Here is an 18551-nt window from a genome sequence, read left to right on the forward strand (position 1 = left end):
CGCCGGAACTCTACGGGGTCTCGCCGACACCGCTGGACTGTTCGCCCGCGGCACGCTCGCGACGGTCAGGTGGCTGCTCGGAGGAAGAGCCGACGGCCGCCGCCGGGTCTGGTCCGCGGGTGGTTTCCGGGCAGGCACTGGCCGTCCTCGCCGCGGCCCGACGAGCACGGTCCTCCCTGCCACGCCACCCGTGCACCGGCAGGTCGAACTTCGCCACCAGGCGGTCGGTGAACGGGCCGTGGTGCAACCGGGCGAGCCGCACCGGCCGCGCTCCGTGGCGTACCTCCACCCGAGCTCCCGGCGGAAGCTCCTCGGTGCGTCGCCCGTCGCACCACAGGACTCCCGGACCGGGATTGCGCTGCATGAGTTCGACCGCCACCACCGAGCGCGGCGACACGACCAGCGGCCTGGAGAACAACGCGTGTGCGCTCAGCGGGACCACCAGCATCGCCTCCAGCTCCGGCCACACCACTGGTCCTCCGGCCGAGAACGCATAGGCGGTTGATCCGGTCGGCGTGGCGGCAACGACACCGTCGCCGCCCCATCGCGACAGTGGCCGGCCGTCGACCTCCACGACGACCTCGAGCATGCGCTCGCGGGCGGACTTCTCCACGCTCGCCTCGTTGAGTGCCCACTGTGTCGCGGCGACCGCGCCGTCGACCAGGACGGTCACGTCGAGAGTCATGCGTTCCTCGACGGCGTACTTGCGATGGACCACGTGGTCGATCGTGACGTCCAGGTCGTCGCGCTCGGACTCCGCCAGGAAGCCGATGTGGCCGAGGTTGACGCCGAGGACCGGAGTGCCCGAGGCGTGTGCCACCTCGGCGCCACGCAGAATGGTGCCGTCGCCGCCCAGCACCATGACGATTTCGCAGCCTTCCGCGGCGGCCGGCGAGACTTGTACCACCTCGGCCTTGTCCAGCCCGATGTCGTCGGCGTCGGGAGCGAGCAGACGCACGCCCACACCCGCATCGGCGAGCCGGGCGGCGGCCTCCCTCGCCAGCTGGGTCGCCTCGGCTCGTCCGGTGTGGACCACCAGGAGCACCGTGCGGTCGTCGGTCACAGCGAGGTCTCCTTCGGCGATCCGGGTGGATCCAGGGTGGCAAGGGTGGCGTCGTCCCACGGCGGTGCGTCGGCACGGAGCCAGAGGAAGTACTCGGTGTTGCCGGCCGGCCCGGGAAGTGGGCTCACCGTAGCGCCCGCCACCCCCAGACCCATCTCACCCGCGGTCGTGGCGACCGTGCGTACCGCGTCGTGGCGCAGCGCGCGCTCGCGGACCACGCCCCCCTTGCCCAGCCGTGAACGGCCCACCTCGAACTGTGGCTTGACCAACAGGACGAGATCGCCGCCGGGCCGGACCAGGCCGGACAGCGCAGGCAGGACGGTGGTGAGGGAGATGAAGGAGAGGTCAGCGACGAGGAGGTCGACCGCGCCGCCAACGTGTGCGGCTTCGAGGTCGCGCACGTGGGTGCGTTCGTGGACGTCGACGGCCGGGTGGTCTCGGAGCTCGGACACGAGCTGGTCGTGGCCCACGTCGACCGCGACCACCTGCCGTGCTCCCGCGCGCAGGAGCACGTCGGTGAACCCGCCGGTGGACGCTCCGGCGTCCAGGCAACGCCGTCCGTCGACCGTCAGCCCCTGCGGCCGGAATGCCGCCAGCGCCCCAGCCAGCTTGTGCCCGCCGCGGGAGACGAAGTCCGGGCCACGGGAGTCCACTTCGCACACCTCGTCGGCGGCGATTCGGCGGCTCGGCTTGGCGACCGTCCGCCCGTCGACGCGAACGTTTCCCGCCGTGATGAGGTCCACCGCGTGCTCGCGCGACCTCGCGAGGCCACGCCGGACGAGTTCGGCGTCGAGACGGGCTCGGTGGGCCGGGCGCTCGGGCGGGCGCTGGTCACGGCTGTCCAGCGTCGTCCCCATGGTCCTCACCGGCAGCCAGCAGGGTTTCGTGCAGGCGACGGTGGGCGTCTTCGTAGATGTCGATGTGGTCACTCGGCGCCAGACCGGCGAGCTCGCCGAGCCGGTCGAGGACGGCGTCGACGTCAGGTCGGCCGGTCGGGTCGTACTCGGGCGTGTGCTCCTCTGCGGCCACCGTCTCGGCGGTGGTGGCTTCACCCACCGGCGTGTCGTCTTCCACAGTGCCCACGTCTCCTTGGTCTGAGCCCGCTCGCCGCGACACCGGCTGCACGGACGGACTGCTCCGTCTGCTGCGTAGGTGATCAGCGAGCCGGCCGCTGACCAGTCCCGGGCCGCCACTTGACACTAACCCATCGCCGCGTCCTGGCCGCGCAGCAGTGCGAGGGCCTCCGACGCGTCGACTCGGGCGGGGTCGGGAGCAGACCACGCAGCGGCGAGCAGCGCGCGAGCGCCGTCCAGTGGATCACCGCTACCGGACAGCTGGACCACGACCTGCCGTCGCCGGTCGTCGGTCCCGGACCCGTTCGGACTTTCGAGCACGGCCGTCCATTCCCCGCAGGTGGCTCTGCCCCCGCCGACACGGGGAGCCGGGTGTGGAGCGAAGAGGCCGGCGAGATCCCGGGCGAGATAGGTCGGACGCTGGTTTTGCGGAGCGGTCAGAAGGTCACCGAGTCTCGTCACACCGGTCAGGACGAGCATGCTCGGCATGCCGGCGGCGTTCGCCCCCTCGATGTCGGTGTCCAGCCGGTCGCCGATCACCAGGGGTCGCTCGGCGCCTACTCGTTCGACCGTCTCGTGGAACAGCGGCGGTGCCGGCTTACCCGCGACGACCGGTGTCCGGCCGGTCGCCATCCGGATCACCTCCACGAGGGTGCCGTTCCCTGGTGCCAGACCCCCGTCGGTCGGCAGGGTCCGGTCGACGTTGGACGCGATCCACGGGATGTTTCGCCGCACGGCGTAGGCACCCTCGGCGAGCTGGCGCCAGCCGACCTCCGGGTGGAACCCCTGAACGACCGCGGCCGGGTCGTCGGCTGCGGCCTGGACCGGAACCAGCCCCCGCTCCCTGACAGCGACCACCAGGCCCTCACCGCCCACCACGAGCACCCGCGACCCCGCTGGCACGCGCTCGGCGACCAGCCGGGCCGCGGCCTGCGCCGAGGTCACCACGTCGGCGACCTCGGCGCGGACCCCGACCTTGCGGAGGTGCTCGACCACGGAGTCGGGGGTGCGGGAGGCGTTGTTCGTCACGAAGGTGACCCGCATGGCCGCCGCCCGCGCCCGCTCGAGGTCCTCAGGTGCCCGGGGTACCGCGCCGGCCCCCACGTAGACCACGCCATCGAGGTCGAACAGGCCGGTGTCGTACTGCTCGACCAGGGGCCGGTCGGCCTCGGACAACGGCTCGGGCGCCGCGTCCTGCTCGGTCGTGGTCTCGTCGGTCACTTCATGTCCTCCCGCGCCCTGAGGGTCGCCCTGACCTGCCGGAGTGCGTTGTTGTAGTGGTCGACGGTGGGGCGCATCGCCGCCGCCATCGCGAGGTGGGGCGCCGCAGCGTCGTGTCGGCCCATTCGGCTCAGAGCGAGACCGAGGCCGAAATGTGCGTAATCGTCGGAGGGATTATCGTCGACGAGTCCCTCGAACGCCGCGGCGGAGTCCGCGTAGTGCCGGCTGTTGAAGTATGCCCGCGCGAGCGCCTCCCGGATCGACTTCGAACCGGGCTCGGCCTCCCGGGCGCGCGCAAGAAGCTGCGCCGCGGCCGCGGAGTCCCCGCCCTCGAGAAGGGCGAGGCCCCGGCGGTACCAGTCGTAGACGTCACCGCCGGGCGTGCCGACATTCGCGTCGTCGTTGATCATGGTGTCCTCCCTCCTCGGCGCCCTCAACCGGAGGCGGGGGCGGGCTATTCCACCCAGTCTGCCGACCCCGGTTTCCCAAGAACACCTGCCCGGGGACGCCCCGGGCGCCTCGCCCGGACGGGGTGGACACCTACCATGCCCAGCGTGACCGACCCCTCCGCGACTCCCGACTCTGGCACCCGGCCGCTGGTGCTGTCGCCATTTCCGGGCGTCCGCTACGACCCCGATCGGGTGAGCGACCTGGCCGCCGTGACCTCTCCGCCGTACGACGTCCTCGATCCCGGCAGCGTGGCCGCGCTCACGGCAGAGGAGCCGCACAACATCGTCCGGGTCGTTCTCCCGCTGCCGGCGGGACCCGCTGACTGGACCTCCGACGAGCGCTCGGGCCCCGGCGACGGAGGGCCCTGCACCGGAAGGGACGACTCGCCCCGAGCCGGCGAGCGGGGGCAGCCCGGCGAACCTGGCGAACCTGGCGAACCTGGCGAACCTGGCGAACCCGCCGAAAACGACAGGGCCGACCACGGTGGCGGGGCCGGTCCGCAGGTCCGGCCCGAAACCGACCACTACCGGCGAGCTGCCGAGCTGCTCAACCGATGGCGGGCCGAGGGCATCCTGCGAGCCGACACCGAGGCCGCGCTCTACGTCTACGAGCAGCGGGTGCCCGAGTCCGGCGAGCCTGGCAGCGCGCCCTTCGTCCTCCGGGGGATGTTCGGCGCCGTGGAACTGCGCGAGCCCGAGGAGCGGGTGATCCTTCCGCACGAGGACGTGATGCCCGGTCCGGTGGCAGACCGGCTGGCCCTCATGAGCGCGTGCGAGGCGAACCTGGAACCGATCCTGCTGGTGTACGACGGCGGAGGGCCGGCCAGCGACCTGGTGGAGACGACGGTCCGAGGCGAACCACTGGTGAACGCCCGCACTGCGGACGGAGTCGATCACCTGATGTGGCGAATCACCGACCCGGACGCACTGAGCACCATCGCCGCAGACCTGGCCCCGCGCCAGGCGCTGATCGCCGACGGTCACCACCGGTACGCGACCTACCTGAAGCTCCAACGTCAGATCCGGGCCACGGGTGCCGGCCCAGGCCCATGGGACAGCGGACTCGCGTTGCTCGTCGACCAGCGTGCGCATCCCCTGCGGCTCACCGCGATTCACCGGACGGTCGCCGGGATCACGCTGGCAGACCTGCTGTCCCGTGCGGCCGCGCAGTTCACGGTCGAGTCCTTCGGCGACGCCGACCGGGCACATGCCGCGCTCGCTGCCGCCCACGGCCGCCGGAACGCGTTCGTCGTCACCGACGGGATCCGCTGGGAACTGCTGAGCACCCCCGCCGAGACCACCTCCGGGCGGATCCGTCTGGACACCGAGATGCTGCACGAACAGTTGTTCGGGCAGGTTCTGGGCCTGGCCGAGGAGCAGATCGGCTATGCGCACAGTGAACCCGCCGCCGTCGAGCATGCCCGGCAGGGCAACGGCGTCGCCGTGCTGCTCAACCCGGTCGACGTGACCACCGTGCAGGCCGTCGCCCGCGAGGGTGGCCGGATGCCGCGCAAGTCGACCTCGTTCGGTCCGAAGCCGCGCACCGGGTTCGTCATGCGGATGTTCGACCAGCACTGACCGCCTCCTTGGCGACGAGCAGGCGCGCCCTGGCCGCTTCCACCTCGTACCGGCTGATCGGTCCGGACTCACCGCGACGGAATCGACGTCGGAGCGCGCCCACTACCTCAACGATGTCGCCGGAGCTCCACCGCTCCATCTCTGCATGGCATTCGGCAGACCACGAGGCGCACTCGATCGTGTCCACCACGGCAGAACGCGGAGGCAGGGTCTTCGGATCTCGTTGCACGACCAGCCGAAGGCTGACGACAGCTGAGCCGCTGGGCAGCTCCCGGCGCGTAGCCGGCGCCGACACCCGGCCGACCAGCGTCACTTCGTTGCGGTGAGCGGGACACGAGACCGGCGGCTTCTGCGCGTCGGAGTCTGTCATCGGGGCTGCCTCCCTCTCTGGAAGGTCCGTCGTCGCTGGTTGGCAGCCCCAATCTCCTCCGTTTCGGCACGAGCGACCACACAAGACCCCCGCCTGTGTAGAACCTCGCCGATCGGGCGGCTGTGGACAACAAACGGCGCCTGGCGGGGAACCACCCCGTCAGGCTCTCCGCCTCGCTCCCCTCACCCCTCGGCGAGCCGGGCCAGCCGCTCTTCGGCGTCGGTCTGGGCGTCGGTGTCCACCTCGAGCACGCGCGCGAACCATCGCGCTGCCTCCTCGCGCCGGCCGAGCTCCTCCAGGGTGTCGGCGTAGGCGTACCGCACGCGGGTGACCGCTGTGGCCGAGGCCCTTCCGTGCAGAGCGGGTACGTCGAGGAGGGCCAGCGCCGCGGCAGGCTGACCCAGGTCACGTCGTGCCCCCGCCTCGACGATCAGCAACTCGACGCGTGCCACGGGGTCCAGCTCCGACCGGTCGACCGTCGCGATGAGATCGAGCGCGCGCTCAGGTCGCCCCAGTCCGCGCTCGCTGTCTGCCATCGCCGGGAAGTACTCCGCCGACCCGGTCATGCGGCGAGCGGCACGGAACTCGGCGAGCGCCTGTTCGTACTTCCCGGCCGCGTAGGCGGTGTAGCCGACAGCCTCACGCACGACGCCCAGCCGGGAGCCTTCGCGCCGCGCCGCCAGGGCGTGTTCGAGGGCCTCGTCCGGGTCCTCGTCGACAAGCTGTCCGGCCATCACCAGATGACGGGCAACCCGGTCGGCGGTGGCCTTGCTCAGGGTGCCGAGCTGCCGCCGAATGTCGGGGTCGAGCTCGAGCCCGGTGACGTCCGTGGGCAGCTCCGGACCGACGGGTTCGTTCACCGGCCGGCTCCGGTCGCGTGTTCCTCCCCGTCGGCGATCGTCGGCACCGGGACGAGTGTCCCGCGCCGGGCGGTCGACGTCGCGCCGACGGCGGTCGGTGTCCGCGGGTCGGCCCGGTCGTTCGTGCCGGCTGCCGCTGTGCCCCGAGGAACGCGGCTGGGAACGGCCGCTGCCCCCGGCGCCTTCGCTTCGAGACCGGTCCCGATCGCCGAAACCGCGCTCCCGTCCCTTTCCTCCGGACGCGTCGCTGCGGGCCCGGTCGCGATCACCGAAACCGCGCTCCCGTCCCCTGCGATCGTCGCCCTGGGAGTACCTTCCGGCTCGCGGCACGTCCGCACGACGGTCTCCGCGGTACGGGCGTTCAGCGCGCGAAGAGCGGTCGTACCCTCCGGACGTCTCGTCACGCCGCGGACCATCCGCCCCCCGCGCCGTCGAGTCCCGCCTGGGGGAGTCCGGACGCCAACCGCGGCCCTGTCCCCCTCGGTCGGTCCCAGATCGGGCGCCGCCGTCCCGCCGGCTGCCGGCCCCGCGGTCCGAACCGAACCTTCCACCGCCTCCGCGATCCGTACGAGCGTTGCCACCCTCGAAACTGTCGCGGTCACGTCGGGGTCCGGAGGACCAGCTGCTCTCAGACGCCCGACCACGCCCGGACTCACCGTCGCGCCGATCACCAGTGCGCCGGCTCGGCTTGAACCCGCTCCCCGAGCTCTGTCCACGCGATGTCCGATCCGTACCGCCGCCACGCTGTCCGCGGCTTGTGGACCGGTCGTCACCGGTGGGTTCACGCCGGTTGCCGACCCCCCGAGCGCCTGGCTCCGACCGGCGGCCTCCAGACCATCGCGATCCGGACGCGTCTCCACGGCCGCCGGCTCGGTCCGGTCGCCTCTCAGCCGAACGCCGGCTGTCGCGGTCACGTCGATCGCGGTCTCGATCCTGGCCGCGCCTCGAACTGTCGCTCATCGTGCTCCTCTGGGACGGCTCACGTCCCCATCTTGCCGCTTGGGTCGAACTGGGTAGTCGCCCGGTGTGCCGGCAGGCGCTCGAGCGGCGCCGGGGACACCGTGAAGAGGGCGCCGGACATGACTGAGGGCCACCCCGTGTGGGGTGGCCCTCAACCAATGTATGTCCGGCGGCGTCCTACTCTCCCACAGGATCCCTCCTGCAGTACCATCGGCGCTGAAGAGCTTAACTTCCGGGTTCGGAATGGGACCGGGTGTTTCCCCTTCGCCATGACCGCCGTAACGCTGTGAAGATATGAACCAGCAACCAGCAGACCGCGCACCAGCAAAAACCAGCAATCCTCTTGTCGGATGCCGGTTGCCGGCCGGGGTGGGTGGTTCGTGTCTTCAGAACCGCATAGTGGACGCACACAGTCGTTTGTTTCGCTTCGAGGTCACACGTGTCGTGTTCACACCCGCGGGTGTGGTGTGTGACAAGCCCTCGGCCTATTAGTACCAGTCAGCTTCACGAGTCGTTAGTCCTCGCTTCCACATCTGGCCTATCAACCCAGTCGTCTTCTGGGGGCCTTACCCGGTTGACCCGGTGGGAGACCTCATCTTGAAGCGTGCTTCCCGCTTAGATGCCTTCAGCGGTTATCACTTCCGAACGTAGCCAACCAGCGGTGCTCTTGGCAGAACAACTGGCACACCAGAGGTTCGTCCGTCCCGGTCCTCTCGTACTAGGGACAGCCCTTCTCAAGTCTCCTGCGCGCACAGCGGATAGGGACCGAACTGTCTCACGACGTTCTAAACCCAGCTCGCGTACCGCTTTAATGGGCGAACAGCCCAACCCTTGGGACCTGCTCCGGCCCCAGGATGCGACGAGCCGACATCGAGGTGCCAAACCATGCCGTCGATATGGACTCTTGGGCAAGATCAGCCTGTTATCCCCGGGGTACCTTTTATCCGTTGAGTCACGGCGCTTCCACGTGCCACCGTAAGATCACTAGTCCCGACTTTCGTCCCTGCTCGACCTGTCGGTCTCACAGTCAAGCTCCCTTGTGCACTTGCACTCGCCACCTGATTGCCAACCAGGCTGAGGGAACCTTTGGGCGCCTCCGTTACATTTTGGGAGGCAACCGCCCCAGTTAAACTACCCACCAGGCACTGTCCCTGATCCGGATAACGGACCGAGGTTAGACAGCCAATACGATCAGAGTGGTATTTCAACGTTGACTCCACCCGAACTGGCGTCCGGGCTTCACAGTCTCCCACCTATCCTACACAAACCGAACCGACCACCAATACCAAGCTGTAGTAAAGGTCCCGGGGTCTTTCCGTCCTGCTGCGCGTAACGAGCATCTTTACTCGTAGTGCAATTTCGCCGGGTCCGTGGTTGAGACAGCGCCCAAGTCGTTACGCCATTCGTGCAGGTCGGAACTTACCCGACAAGGAATTTCGCTACCTTAGGATGGTTATAGTTACCACCGCCGTTTACTGGCGCTTAAGTTCTCAGCTTCGACCCCGAAGGATCTAACCGGTCCCCTTAACGTTCCAGCACCGGGCAGGCGTCAGTCCGTATACATCGTCTTGCGACTTCGCACGGACCTGTGTTTTTAGTAAACAGTCGCTTGGGCCTGGTCTCTGCGACCTTCACCGCTGCAGGGAGCAAGTCCCCTCACGGATCCGGTCCCCCTTCTCCCGAAGTTACGGGGGCATTTTGCCGAGTTCCTTAACCACGGTTCGCCCGATCGCCTTGGTATTCTCTACCTGACCACCTGTGTCGGTTTGGGGTACGGGCGGCCTTGTCACTCACTAGAGGTTTTTCTCGGCAGCATGGGATCACTCACTTCGCCTCAATCGGCTCGGCATCAGGTCTCAGACACATGAGACGCGGATTTGCCAACGTCTCGTCCTACACCTTTGCCCGCGGATCAGCTTTCGCCTACCATCGCCGCGTAGAGCTACCCTCCTGCGTCACCCCATCGCTTGCCTACCACCGGATCGGGTCACGCGCTCACCCAGAACAACCCCGAAAGGTCGAACCAGGCTCGGGCGCTTAGCATCACCGGGCTCGGCATGGGCGCGACAAAGCCGGTACGGGAATATCAACCCGTTGTCCATCGACTACGCCTGTCGGCCTCGCCTTAGGTCCCGACTTACCCAGGGCGGATTAGCCTGGCCCTGGAACCCTTGGTCATTCGGCGGAGGAGTTTCTCACTCCTCTTTCGCTACTCATGCCTGCATTCTCACTCGTGTAGCATCCACGGCTGGGTCACCCCGCCGCTTCACACGCCACACGACGCTCCCCTACCCATCCACACGTCTGGACCCCACCCCGAAGGGCAGAGCCGAACAATACGTGAATGCCACAGCTTCGGCGGTTCGCTTGAGCCCCGCTACATTGTCGGCGCAGAATCACTTGACCAGTGAGCTATTACGCACTCTTTCAAGGGTGGCTGCTTCTAAGCCAACCTCCTGGTTGTCTCTGCGACTCCACATCCTTTTCCACTTAGCGAACGCTTAGGGGCCTTAGCTGGTGATCTGGGCTGTTTCCCTCTCGACTACGAAGCTTATCCCCCGCAGTCTCACTGCCGCGCTCTCACCTACCGGCATTCGGAGTTTGGCTGATTTCGGTAAGCTTGTCGGCCCCCTAGACCATCCAGTGCTCTACCTCCAGTAGGAAACACGCGACGCTGCACCTAAATGCATTTCGGGGAGAACCAGCTATCACGGAGTTTGATTGGCCTTTCACCCCTACCCACAGGTCATCCCCCGGCTTTTCAACGCCGGTGGGTTCGGGCCTCCACGCGGTCTTACCCGCGCTTCACCCTGCCCATGGGTAGATCACTCCGCTTCGGGTCTAGAGCACGCGACTCAACGCCCTGTTCGGACTCGCTTTCGCTACGGCTTCCCCACACGGGTTAACCTCGCCACGCACCACTAACTCGCAGGCTCATTCTTCAAAAGGCACGCCGTCACACCCCCGAAGGGACGCTCCGACGGATTGTAGGCACACGGTTTCAGGGACTATTTCACTCCCCTCCCGGGGTACTTTTCACCTTTCCCTCACGGTACTGGTTCACTATCGGTCACCAGAAAGTATTTAGGCTTGGCGGGTGGTCCCGCCAGATTCACACAGGATTTCACGGGTCCCGTGCTACTTGGGAACACGCCCAGGAGCCACCACGTTACGTCTACAGGGGTATCACCTGCTATGCCGGGACTTTCCAGACCCTTCGACTTCCGCAGCGGTTTATAACTCCTCGCCGGATCAGCAGCTCCGACCGGACGATCCCACAACCCCGCATAGGCAACACCTGCCAGCTATCACACCTACACGGTTTAGCCTCTTCCGCTTTCGCTCGCCGCTACTCACGGAATCACAATTGTTTTCTCTTCCTGCGGGTACTGAGATGTTTCACTTCCCCGCGTTCCCTCCGAACGCCCTATGTGTTCAGGCGCCGGTGACTGGACATGACTCCAGCCGGGTTTCCCCATTCGGACACCCCCGGATCACAGCTCGGTTGCCAACTCCCCGGGGCTTATCGCAGGCTCCTACGTCCTTCATCGGCTTCTGGTGCCAAGGCATCCACCGAGTGCCCTTACTAACTTGTCACAACAAACAGACACAGTTCTCGGCAAAACAAAGATGCTCGCGTCCACTATGCAGTTCTCAAGAAACGAACGGACACCACCCCACAACCACCGCAAACCACCACAAGCAAACCCCGGCAAAAACAACCGCCGGCGCGAACCCGGGTGGCCGTCCGGTGAAGGAACGGCCCGACAACCCAAGGAAACCAAACCACAACCACACATGGCCCTGGCCTGATCCCTCAGGACCCAACAACGTGCCTCAGCGCCACCCACAACCCACGCCCCGTTCCACACCCCCCAACCCACCACCAAAGGCAGCAAGCAAACAGAGGAGTAGTACTAGGCCACGCGGAAACCGTGGACGAACACCCACTAGCCGATGCTCCACTAATGAGCTCACCGCTCCGACACACACGGCCGGACAACGGCGCCCTGGACAACCACCAACGGCGGCCACCAGAAAAGCTCCTTAGAAAGGAGGTGATCCAGCCGCACCTTCCGGTACGGCTACCTTGTTACGACTTAGTCCTAATCGCCAGCCCCACCTTCGACGGCTCCATCCCACAAGGGGTTAGGTCACCGGCTTCGGGTATTGCCGACTTTCATGACTTGACGGGCGGTGTGTACAAGGCCCGGGAACGTATTCACCGCGGCGTTGCTGATCCGCGATTACTAGCGACTCCAACTTCACGGGGTCGAGTTGCAGACCCCGATCCGAACTGAGGCCGGCTTTTAGGGATTCGCTCCACCTTACGATTTCGCAGCCCATTGTACCGACCATTGTAGCATGTTTGCAGCCCTGGACATAAGGGGCATGATGACTTGACCTCATCCCCACCTTCCTCCGAGTTGACCCCGGCAGTCTCCTATGAGTTCCCGGCATTACCCGCTGGCAACATAGGACGAGGGTTGCGCTCGTTGCGGGACTTAACCCAACATCTCACGACACGAGCTGACGACAGCCATGCACCACCTGTGCAGAGCCCTTACGGACCCCGTATCTCTACGAGATTTCTCTGCATGTCAAACCCAGGTAAGGTTCTTCGCGTTGCATCGAATTAAGCAACATGCTCCGCCGCTTGTGCGGGCCCCCGTCAATTCCTTTGAGTTTTAGCCTTGCGGCCGTACTCCCCAGGCGGGGCGCTTAATGCGTTAGCTGCGGCACGGAGAACGTGGAAGTCCCCCACACCTAGCGCCCAACGTTTACGGCGTGGACTACCAGGGTATCTAATCCTGTTCGCTCCCCACGCTTTCGCTCCTCAGCGTCAGGTAAGGCCCAGAGAGCCGCCTTCGCCACCGGTGTTCCTCCTGATATCTGCGCATTCCACCGCTACACCAGGAATTCCACTCTCCCCTGCCTACCTCTAGTCTGCCCGTATCGAAAGCAAGTCCGGAGTTAAGCCCCGGATTTTCACTTTCGACGCAACAAACCGCCTACGAGCCCTTTACGCCCAATAATTCCGGACAACGCTCGCGCCCTACGTGTTACCGCGGCTGCTGGCACGTAGTTGGCCGGCGCTTCTTCTGCGGGTACCGTCACTCACGCTTCGTCCCCGCTGAAAGAGGTTTACAACCCGAAGGCCGTCATCCCTCACGCGGCGTTGCTGCATCAGGCTTCCGCCCATTGTGCAATATTCCCCACTGCTGCCTCCCGTAGGAGTCTGGGCCGTGTCTCAGTCCCAGTGTGGCCGGTCGCCCTCTCAGGCCGGCTACCCGTAAAAGCCTTGGTAGGCCATCACCCCACCAACAAGCTGATAGGCCGCGAGCCCATCTTCAGCCGATAAATCTTTCCACCACCACCCATGCAGGCAGAGGTCATATCCGGTATTAGACCCAGTTTCCCAGGCTTATCCCAGAGCTGAAGGCAGGTTGCTCACGTGTTACTCACCCGTTCGCCGCTCGAGTACCCCGAAGGGCCTTTCCGCTCGACTTGCATGTGTTAAGCACGCCGCCAGCGTTCGTCCTGAGCCAGGATCAAACTCTCCGTTGAAAACCAACAAAAAGCCACCCCAGCAAACAAACAGCCCCAAAAAAACAGGGCCGCCTGTCACCAAAGGAATCCGCGACAAGACACCACACAACACCCAAAAACCAAAAGGCCATCAGGCACGCGCAGCACTTGCCAACGGGGCAAAAAACACTGCATCGACTTTCGGCACGCTGTTGAGTTCTCAAGGATCAGACACACACCAGAACCAGACCTCCCAGCCCGGCTCCAGGGCACTCTTCCAGCTTATCGACCCGCTCTCACCCAGGCAAATCGGGTGATTCCGAACCGATTCACCCCATGAAACATGGCCCTCTTCCGTTTCGTACAGACTCCGGCTTCGGGCTTTGTTTCGTTCGGGGGTGTGTCTCCGGGCCGGCCACCTCTTCGGTGTCCCGCGCTCTCGGCGACTCGCTTAGCTTACCGACCTCTCCGCAACCCGGCAAATCGGGCCCCTTCGCAGGCCGTCCCCTCGTCTCGATCCGTGCGCAGAGCACCAAGCAGTGCACCGAGCGAACGGTGTCGATCCGAGGAGGTTCCCCGCCGGACCGGCCGCCAGCTGGCGTCCCGCGACCCGTGCGGAGCGAGTAGAACCATACGGATCTGCGTGCGGGCCGTCAAGTGGGGCCACGTTCCGCCGCTGTTGTGCGTCCCAGCGGCTCCGGGCGAGGGGATCTCCCCCGCCCGGAGCACGCCGTGCCCCGACGGCCCACAGCGTGCAGGTCCTAGGAGGCCACCTCGACGCCGGCGACGTTTCGCCGACCACGGCGCAACACCAGCCACCGGCCGTGGAGCAGGTCACCGGCGGATGGTGCCGATTCGACCGACGTGACCCGCTCGTTGTTGAGGTAGGCGCCACCCTCGTCGATGGTTCGCCGAGCTGCGGACCTGCTGGCCACCAGACCGGTGTCGGCAAGAAGGTCGACCAGCGGTGGCAGCGCACCCCCGGGGTCGCGTTCGACGCGAACGTGCGGCGCCTCACGCAGCGCGGCGTCGAGGGTCCGGGCGTCGACGTCGGTGAGGGCACCCCGGCCGAACAAGGCTCCGGAGGCTGCGATCACGCGGGCGCACTCGTCCGCGCCGTGGACGAGAGTGGTGAGCTCCTCGGCCAGGACTCGTTGGGCTTCCCGAGCGGCCGGGCGTTCGGCGGTGGTCTTCTCCAGCGCTTCCAGCTCCTCCCTGGAGCGGAAGCTGAAGACGCGGAGGTACTGGCCGACGTCGGCGTCGGCGGTGTTGAACCAGAACTGGTAGAAGGCGTACGGCGACATCATCTCCGGGTCCAGCCAGACGGTCAGGCCGCCTGCGCTCTTGCCGAACTTCGTGCCGTCGGACCGGGTGAGCAGGGGAGTCGCCATCGCGTGCACGGCGGCTCCCTCCACCCTGCGGATGAGGTCGACGCCGGCGGTGATGTTGCCCCACTGGTCGCTCCCGCCTGTCTGCAGGGTGCAGCCGTACCTGCGGTACAGCTCGAGGTAGTCGAACGCCTGCAGGATCTGGTAGCTGAACTCGGCGTATCCGATCCCCTGCTCGGTGTCCAGACGCGCCTTCACAACCTCTTTCTGGATCATCTTGTTGACCCGGAAGTGTCGGCCGATGTCACGCAGGAACTCCAGAACGCTGACCGGTGCCGTCCAGTCGAGGTTGTTCACGATCCGCGCGGCGTTCGGACCGTCGAAGTCGACGAACGGCGTGACCTGCCGCTTCAGGCGTTCGACCCAGCCGGCCACCGTCTCCGGATCGTTCAGCGTGCGTTCGGCGTCCGGTTTGGGATCACCGATCAGGCCGGTGGACCCGCCGATCAGGAGCAGCGGCCTGTGGCCGGCCTGCTGAAGCCGCCGAGCGGTCACGAGCTGGACGAGGTTGCCGTGGTGCAGGCTCGGCGCGGTCGGGTCGAAACCGACGTAATAGGTGACAGGTCCTTCCGCGAGCGCGGCGCGGAGCGCGTGCTCGTCGGTCGACTCCGCGAGAAGACCGCGCCAGCGCAGGTCGTCCAGCACCGACTGCGCCGGCTGCTCTGTGTTGTCCCCGGGACCGGTCACCGTGGTTCCTTCCTCGATCGGATCGATGGTTCGGTTGCCTCGCCTCCAAGAGTGCCCGAGCCGGGTACGGCGCCGGTGGGGGCGGGTGGTGTCGCGGCGGTCCGGCGGCGCTTGGGTGCGTGCGCGCGGTAGACGGAGACGGTGGGCTCGGCGTCCACCCAGAACCGCCACGGCCGGTCCGCGGCCGCCGCCAACCCGACCCGCGGCCCGCGGCGGATTCGCTCGTCCGGCACCTGTTCGCCTGGTTTGAGGCGTACGGGCGAAGACGGGGCGAAGGTGTCCAGGCCGTTCCCGGCGCGGTCCACGTCGAGCGCCTGGGCGAGGCGAGCCGGGCCGCGGGCGAGGTCGCGGACCGAACGGGCCGCGGGCCGTCGCGACCTGGCGAGGTCCTCCCCCGCGATCACCTCACCTGCCCGGAGCAGGACAGCACTCGCGTGCCCGTCCGGCCCGCACACGAGGTTGATGCACCAGTGCATTCCGTACGTGAAGTAGACGTACAGGTGGCCTGGCGGGCCGAACATGACCGCGTTGCGTGCTGTCCGGCCGCGGTAGGCGTGCGAGCCCGGGTCGTTGGGACCGTCGTACGCCTCCACCTCCGTCAACCGGACGGCGACCAGCCCCTCCGCCGTTCGGCGCTCGACCACGCAGCCGAGCAGGGCCGGCGCCACCTCGAGCACGGGCCGGTCGAGCAGTGCGCGCAGCTCGTCGTCGGTCATCCCCCGCGTGCCCACTCCCGAGCCTCTTCCGTGCGCGGCCGGAGCCGGGACAACTGCTCCCGCACCCGGGCCGGCGCGGTGCCGCCGAGGGCCGACCGAGCGTCCAGCGCGCCCTGGACGCTCAGTACCGTGCGGACCTGCGGCGTGAGGTGGGTCGAGATCGCCGCCAGGTCGTCGTCGCTGAGGTCGGGCAGGTCGACGCCACGCCGCTCGCACGCTTGTACACAGGCGCCGGCGATCTCGTGTGCGTCACGGAAGGCCACGCCCTGGCGTACGAGCCACTCCGCCACGTCGGTGGCGAGTGCGAACCCCAGCGGGGCGGCCGCCGCCATCCGTTCGGTGTCGAACGTACTGGTCGCGACCATTCCGGTGATCGCGGGCAGCACGAGGACGAGTTGGTCCACCGTGTCGAAGACCGGCTCCTTGTCCTCCTGCAGGTCGCGGTTGTAGGCGAACGGCATGCCCTTCAACGTGGCGAGCATTCCGGTCAGGTGCCCGATCAGCCGGCCGGACTTGCCGCGGACGAGTTCGGCCGCGTCGGGGTTCTTCTTCTGCGGCATGATCGACGAGCCGGTGGCGAAGGCGTCGTCGAGTCGGACCCAGCCGAACTCGGTGGACGCCCACAGGCAGTACTCCTCGCCCAGCCGGGAGAGGTGGACGCCGAGCATCGCGGTGCAGAAGAGGAACTCGGCCACGAAGTCCCGGTCGGAAACCGCGTCCAGGGAGTTTTCCGCCGCCCGCACGAAGCCGAGGTCGGCGGCAGCGGCCTCCGGGTCGAGTGGCAGCGAGGAGCCGGCGAGCGCGCCGGCCCCCAGTGGCGAGGTGGCCGCCCGGTCGTCCCAGTCACGCAGCCGGTCGACGTCACGGGCGAGCGCGTGCACGTGCTTGGCGAGCTCGTGTCCGAAGGCGACCGGTTGCGCGTGCTGGAGGTGGGTGAAGCCGGGAGCCGGCGAGGCCGCGTGTTGTTCGGCCTGCTCCAGCAGCGCCTCCTGCAGGTCGGCCACCAGGGCTACGAGAATCCGTGCCTGCGCGCGGAGATACAGCCGGAAGTCCGTCGCCACCTGGTCGTTGCGGCTCCGGCCGGCCCGCAGCTTGCCCCCGAGCGGGCCGAGCCGGTTCAGCAGTTCGCGTTCGATCGCGGTGTGGACGTCCTCGTCGTCGGGCTGGGGCGCCAACGTGCCGGCCGCCACCTCGGAGGCGAGCACGTCGATCGCCTCCTCCACCCGGGCCAGCTCCGGCTCGGTGAGCAGGTCCGCTCGGCGCAGCACCCGTGCGTGGGCACGGGTCTGTGCGAGGTCGAACGGCGCCAGCCGCCAGTCGAAGTGCACCGACCTGGACAGAGCGGCCAGCGCCTGGGCAGGACCGGCGGCGAAGCGGCCGCCCCAGAGCCGGGTCGGCTGCTCGCCCGGCGGGTGCTGCTCGGTCACGGAGTTCCTTCCTCGTCGTGGTGCGGTGACTCAGGACTTCCCGAGGTCACGCTTGGCGGCGATCTTGCTGGGCAGTCCCCACAGCTCCACGAACCCGCGGGCCAGCGACTGGTCGAACACGTCGCCCTCGTCGTAGGTCGCGAGGTTGAAGTCGTACAGCGAGGCGGCGCTCCGGCGACCGCTCACGACTGCCCGCCCACCGTGCAGGGTCATCCGGATGTCACCGGAGACCTGCTCCTGCGAGGCGTCCACAAAGCTGTCCAGCGCCCGCTTCAGCGGCGAGAACCACAGTCCGTCGTACACCAGCTCGGTCCAGCGCTGTTCGACCTGGCGCTTGAACCGCGCGAGGTCGCGTTCCACGGTGACGTTCTCCAGCTCCTGGTGCGCGGTGATCAGCGCGATCGCACCCGGCGCCTCGTAGACCTCCCGGCTCTTGATGCCGACCAGGCGGTCCTCCACCAGGTCGAGCCGGCCGACCCCTTGTGCCCCGGCGCGGGCGTTGAGCTGCTGGATCGCCTCGAGCATCGTCACCGGCTTGCCGTCGAGGGCGACCGGGCGACCGGCCTCGAAGGTCACCACCACCTCGTCGGCCTCACGGGCAACTGCGGGGTCCTGGGTGTAGTCGTAGACGTCTTCGGTGGGAGCGTTCCACAGGTCCTCGAGGAACCCGGTCTCGACCGCCCGGCCCCAGACGTTCTGGTCGATGGAGAACGGCGACTTCTTGCTGACGTCGATCGGCAGACCGTGCTGCTCGGCGTAGGCGATCGCCTTCTCCCGGGTCCAGGCGAAGTCACGAACCGGAGCCAGCACCTTGAGGTCGGGGGCCAGCGCGCCGACACCCACCTCGAACCGGACCTGGTCGTTGCCCTTGCCGGTGCAGCCGTGCGCCACCACGCTCGCGCCGTGCTGTCGGGCCGCCCCGACGAGGTGCTTGACGATCAGCGGCCGGGACAGGGCGGAGACCAGGGGGTACCGCTCCATGTACAGGGCATTCGTGGCGAGAGCGGGCAGGCAGTAGCCGTCGGCGAACTCGTCCTTGGCGTCCACGACGACGGCTTCGACCGCACCGCACTCCAGAGCCCGTTTGCGGATCGTGTCCAGATCCTCGCCGCCCTGGCCGACGTCGATCGCACAGGCCACGACCTCCGCACCGGTCTGCTCGGCGATCCAGCCGATCGCCACGGAAGTGTCGAGCCCGCCCGAGTAGGCGAGCACCACGCGCTCGGTCAT

The 18551-nt window shown here is 67.3% G+C and carries 13 protein-coding genes and 3 rRNA genes; 2 read left to right on the forward strand and 14 right to left on the reverse strand.

Annotated elements, in window-relative coordinates; genetic code table 11:
- Nucleotides 1-10: 10 nt before the first annotated feature.
- The 5 genes from BLU27_RS21225 to BLU27_RS21245 all read right to left on the reverse strand — a co-directional run bounded on the left by BLU27_RS21225 (nt 11) and on the right by BLU27_RS21245 (nt 3767).
- Nucleotides 11-1063, reverse strand: a complete 1053-nt coding sequence (locus BLU27_RS21225; protein ID WP_092655422.1) for an NAD kinase — start codon at nt 1061-1063, stop codon at nt 11-13.
- Complete coding sequence (locus BLU27_RS21230; RefSeq protein ID WP_092655424.1) at nt 1060-1920, reverse strand: TlyA family RNA methyltransferase; 861 nt, start codon at nt 1918-1920, stop codon at nt 1060-1062. The genes BLU27_RS21225 and BLU27_RS21230 overlap by 4 nt, the downstream gene beginning before the upstream one ends.
- Nucleotides 1895-2146 carry a hypothetical protein gene (locus BLU27_RS21235; protein WP_197681512.1) on the reverse strand — a complete coding sequence of 84 codons (252 nt, stop codon included), beginning with the start codon at nt 2144-2146 and terminating at the stop codon, nt 1895-1897. Before BLU27_RS21235 ends, BLU27_RS21230 begins: the two co-directional genes overlap by 26 nt.
- 116 nt (nt 2147-2262) lie before the next feature.
- The gene (locus BLU27_RS21240) at nt 2263-3357 is read right to left on the reverse strand and encodes an HAD-IIA family hydrolase (protein ID WP_197681513.1); all 1095 of its coding nucleotides are present in this window, start codon (nt 3355-3357) and stop codon (nt 2263-2265) included.
- The gene (locus BLU27_RS21245; RefSeq protein ID WP_092655425.1) at nt 3354-3767 is read right to left on the reverse strand and encodes a tetratricopeptide repeat protein; all 414 of its coding nucleotides are present in this window, start codon (nt 3765-3767) and stop codon (nt 3354-3356) included. The genes BLU27_RS21240 and BLU27_RS21245 overlap by 4 nt, the downstream gene beginning before the upstream one ends.
- A gap of 144 nt (nt 3768-3911) precedes the next feature.
- Between BLU27_RS21245 and BLU27_RS21250 the strand changes: the two genes are divergently transcribed.
- Entirely contained in the window at nt 3912-5384 is a 1473-nt protein-coding gene (locus BLU27_RS21250; protein WP_241827547.1) for a DUF1015 family protein, read from the forward strand.
- On the opposite strand, the gene BLU27_RS21255 is transcribed toward BLU27_RS21250, so the two are convergent.
- From BLU27_RS21255 to BLU27_RS21280, 5 genes are all read right to left on the reverse strand, one after another.
- The gene (locus tag BLU27_RS21255) at nt 5359-5754 is read right to left on the reverse strand and encodes a single-stranded DNA-binding protein (protein WP_092655428.1); all 396 of its coding nucleotides are present in this window, start codon (nt 5752-5754) and stop codon (nt 5359-5361) included. The two genes, BLU27_RS21250 and BLU27_RS21255, sit on opposite strands and share 26 nt — an antisense overlap.
- A 182-nt stretch (nt 5755-5936) precedes the next feature.
- The gene (locus tag BLU27_RS21260) at nt 5937-6614 is read right to left on the reverse strand and encodes a tetratricopeptide repeat protein (RefSeq protein WP_092655430.1); all 678 of its coding nucleotides are present in this window, start codon (nt 6612-6614) and stop codon (nt 5937-5939) included.
- 1124 nt (nt 6615-7738) lie between these two features.
- Nucleotides 7739-7855: ribosomal RNA gene (gene rrf / locus BLU27_RS21270) — 5S ribosomal RNA — on the reverse strand.
- Nucleotides 7856-8042: 187 nt separating this feature from the next.
- Nucleotides 8043-11171 (reverse strand): 23S ribosomal RNA (locus BLU27_RS21275).
- Between the two features lie 454 nt (nt 11172-11625).
- Nucleotides 11626-13142 (reverse strand): 16S ribosomal RNA (locus BLU27_RS21280).
- The 16S, 23S and 5S rRNA genes sit together here, the layout of an rRNA operon.
- Here BLU27_RS21280 and BLU27_RS29270 point away from each other — a divergent pair.
- Nucleotides 13139-13420, forward strand: coding sequence for a hypothetical protein (locus tag BLU27_RS29270; protein WP_157728742.1), 282 nt, complete (start codon nt 13139-13141; stop codon nt 13418-13420). The genes BLU27_RS21280 and BLU27_RS29270 overlap by 4 nt on opposite strands.
- Nucleotides 13421-13864: 444 nt before the next feature.
- Here BLU27_RS29270 and tyrS read toward each other — a convergent pair whose 3' ends face one another.
- Genes tyrS through BLU27_RS21300 form a run of 4 tightly spaced genes read right to left on the reverse strand, consistent with a single transcriptional unit; the run spans nt 13865 to nt 18551 of the window.
- Nucleotides 13865-15178: a tyrosine--tRNA ligase gene (gene tyrS / locus BLU27_RS21285; protein WP_241827548.1), complete on the reverse strand. Its 1314-nt coding sequence runs from the start codon at nt 15176-15178 to the stop codon at nt 13865-13867.
- The gene (locus tag BLU27_RS21290) at nt 15175-15894 is read right to left on the reverse strand and encodes a DNA-3-methyladenine glycosylase (protein ID WP_092657978.1); all 720 of its coding nucleotides are present in this window, start codon (nt 15892-15894) and stop codon (nt 15175-15177) included. The genes tyrS and BLU27_RS21290 overlap by 4 nt, the downstream gene beginning before the upstream one ends.
- Complete coding sequence (argH, locus tag BLU27_RS21295) at nt 15891-17321, reverse strand: argininosuccinate lyase (protein WP_092655433.1); 1431 nt, start codon at nt 17319-17321, stop codon at nt 15891-15893. The genes BLU27_RS21290 and argH overlap by 4 nt, the downstream gene beginning before the upstream one ends.
- Before the next feature lie 30 nt (nt 17322-17351).
- Nucleotides 17352-18551, reverse strand: a complete 1200-nt coding sequence (locus BLU27_RS21300; protein ID WP_092655435.1) for an argininosuccinate synthase — start codon at nt 18549-18551, stop codon at nt 17352-17354.

This window comes from Actinopolymorpha singaporensis (genome assembly GCF_900104745.1).
GTDB classification, from domain to species: Bacteria; Actinomycetota; Actinomycetes; order Propionibacteriales; family Actinopolymorphaceae; genus Actinopolymorpha; species Actinopolymorpha singaporensis.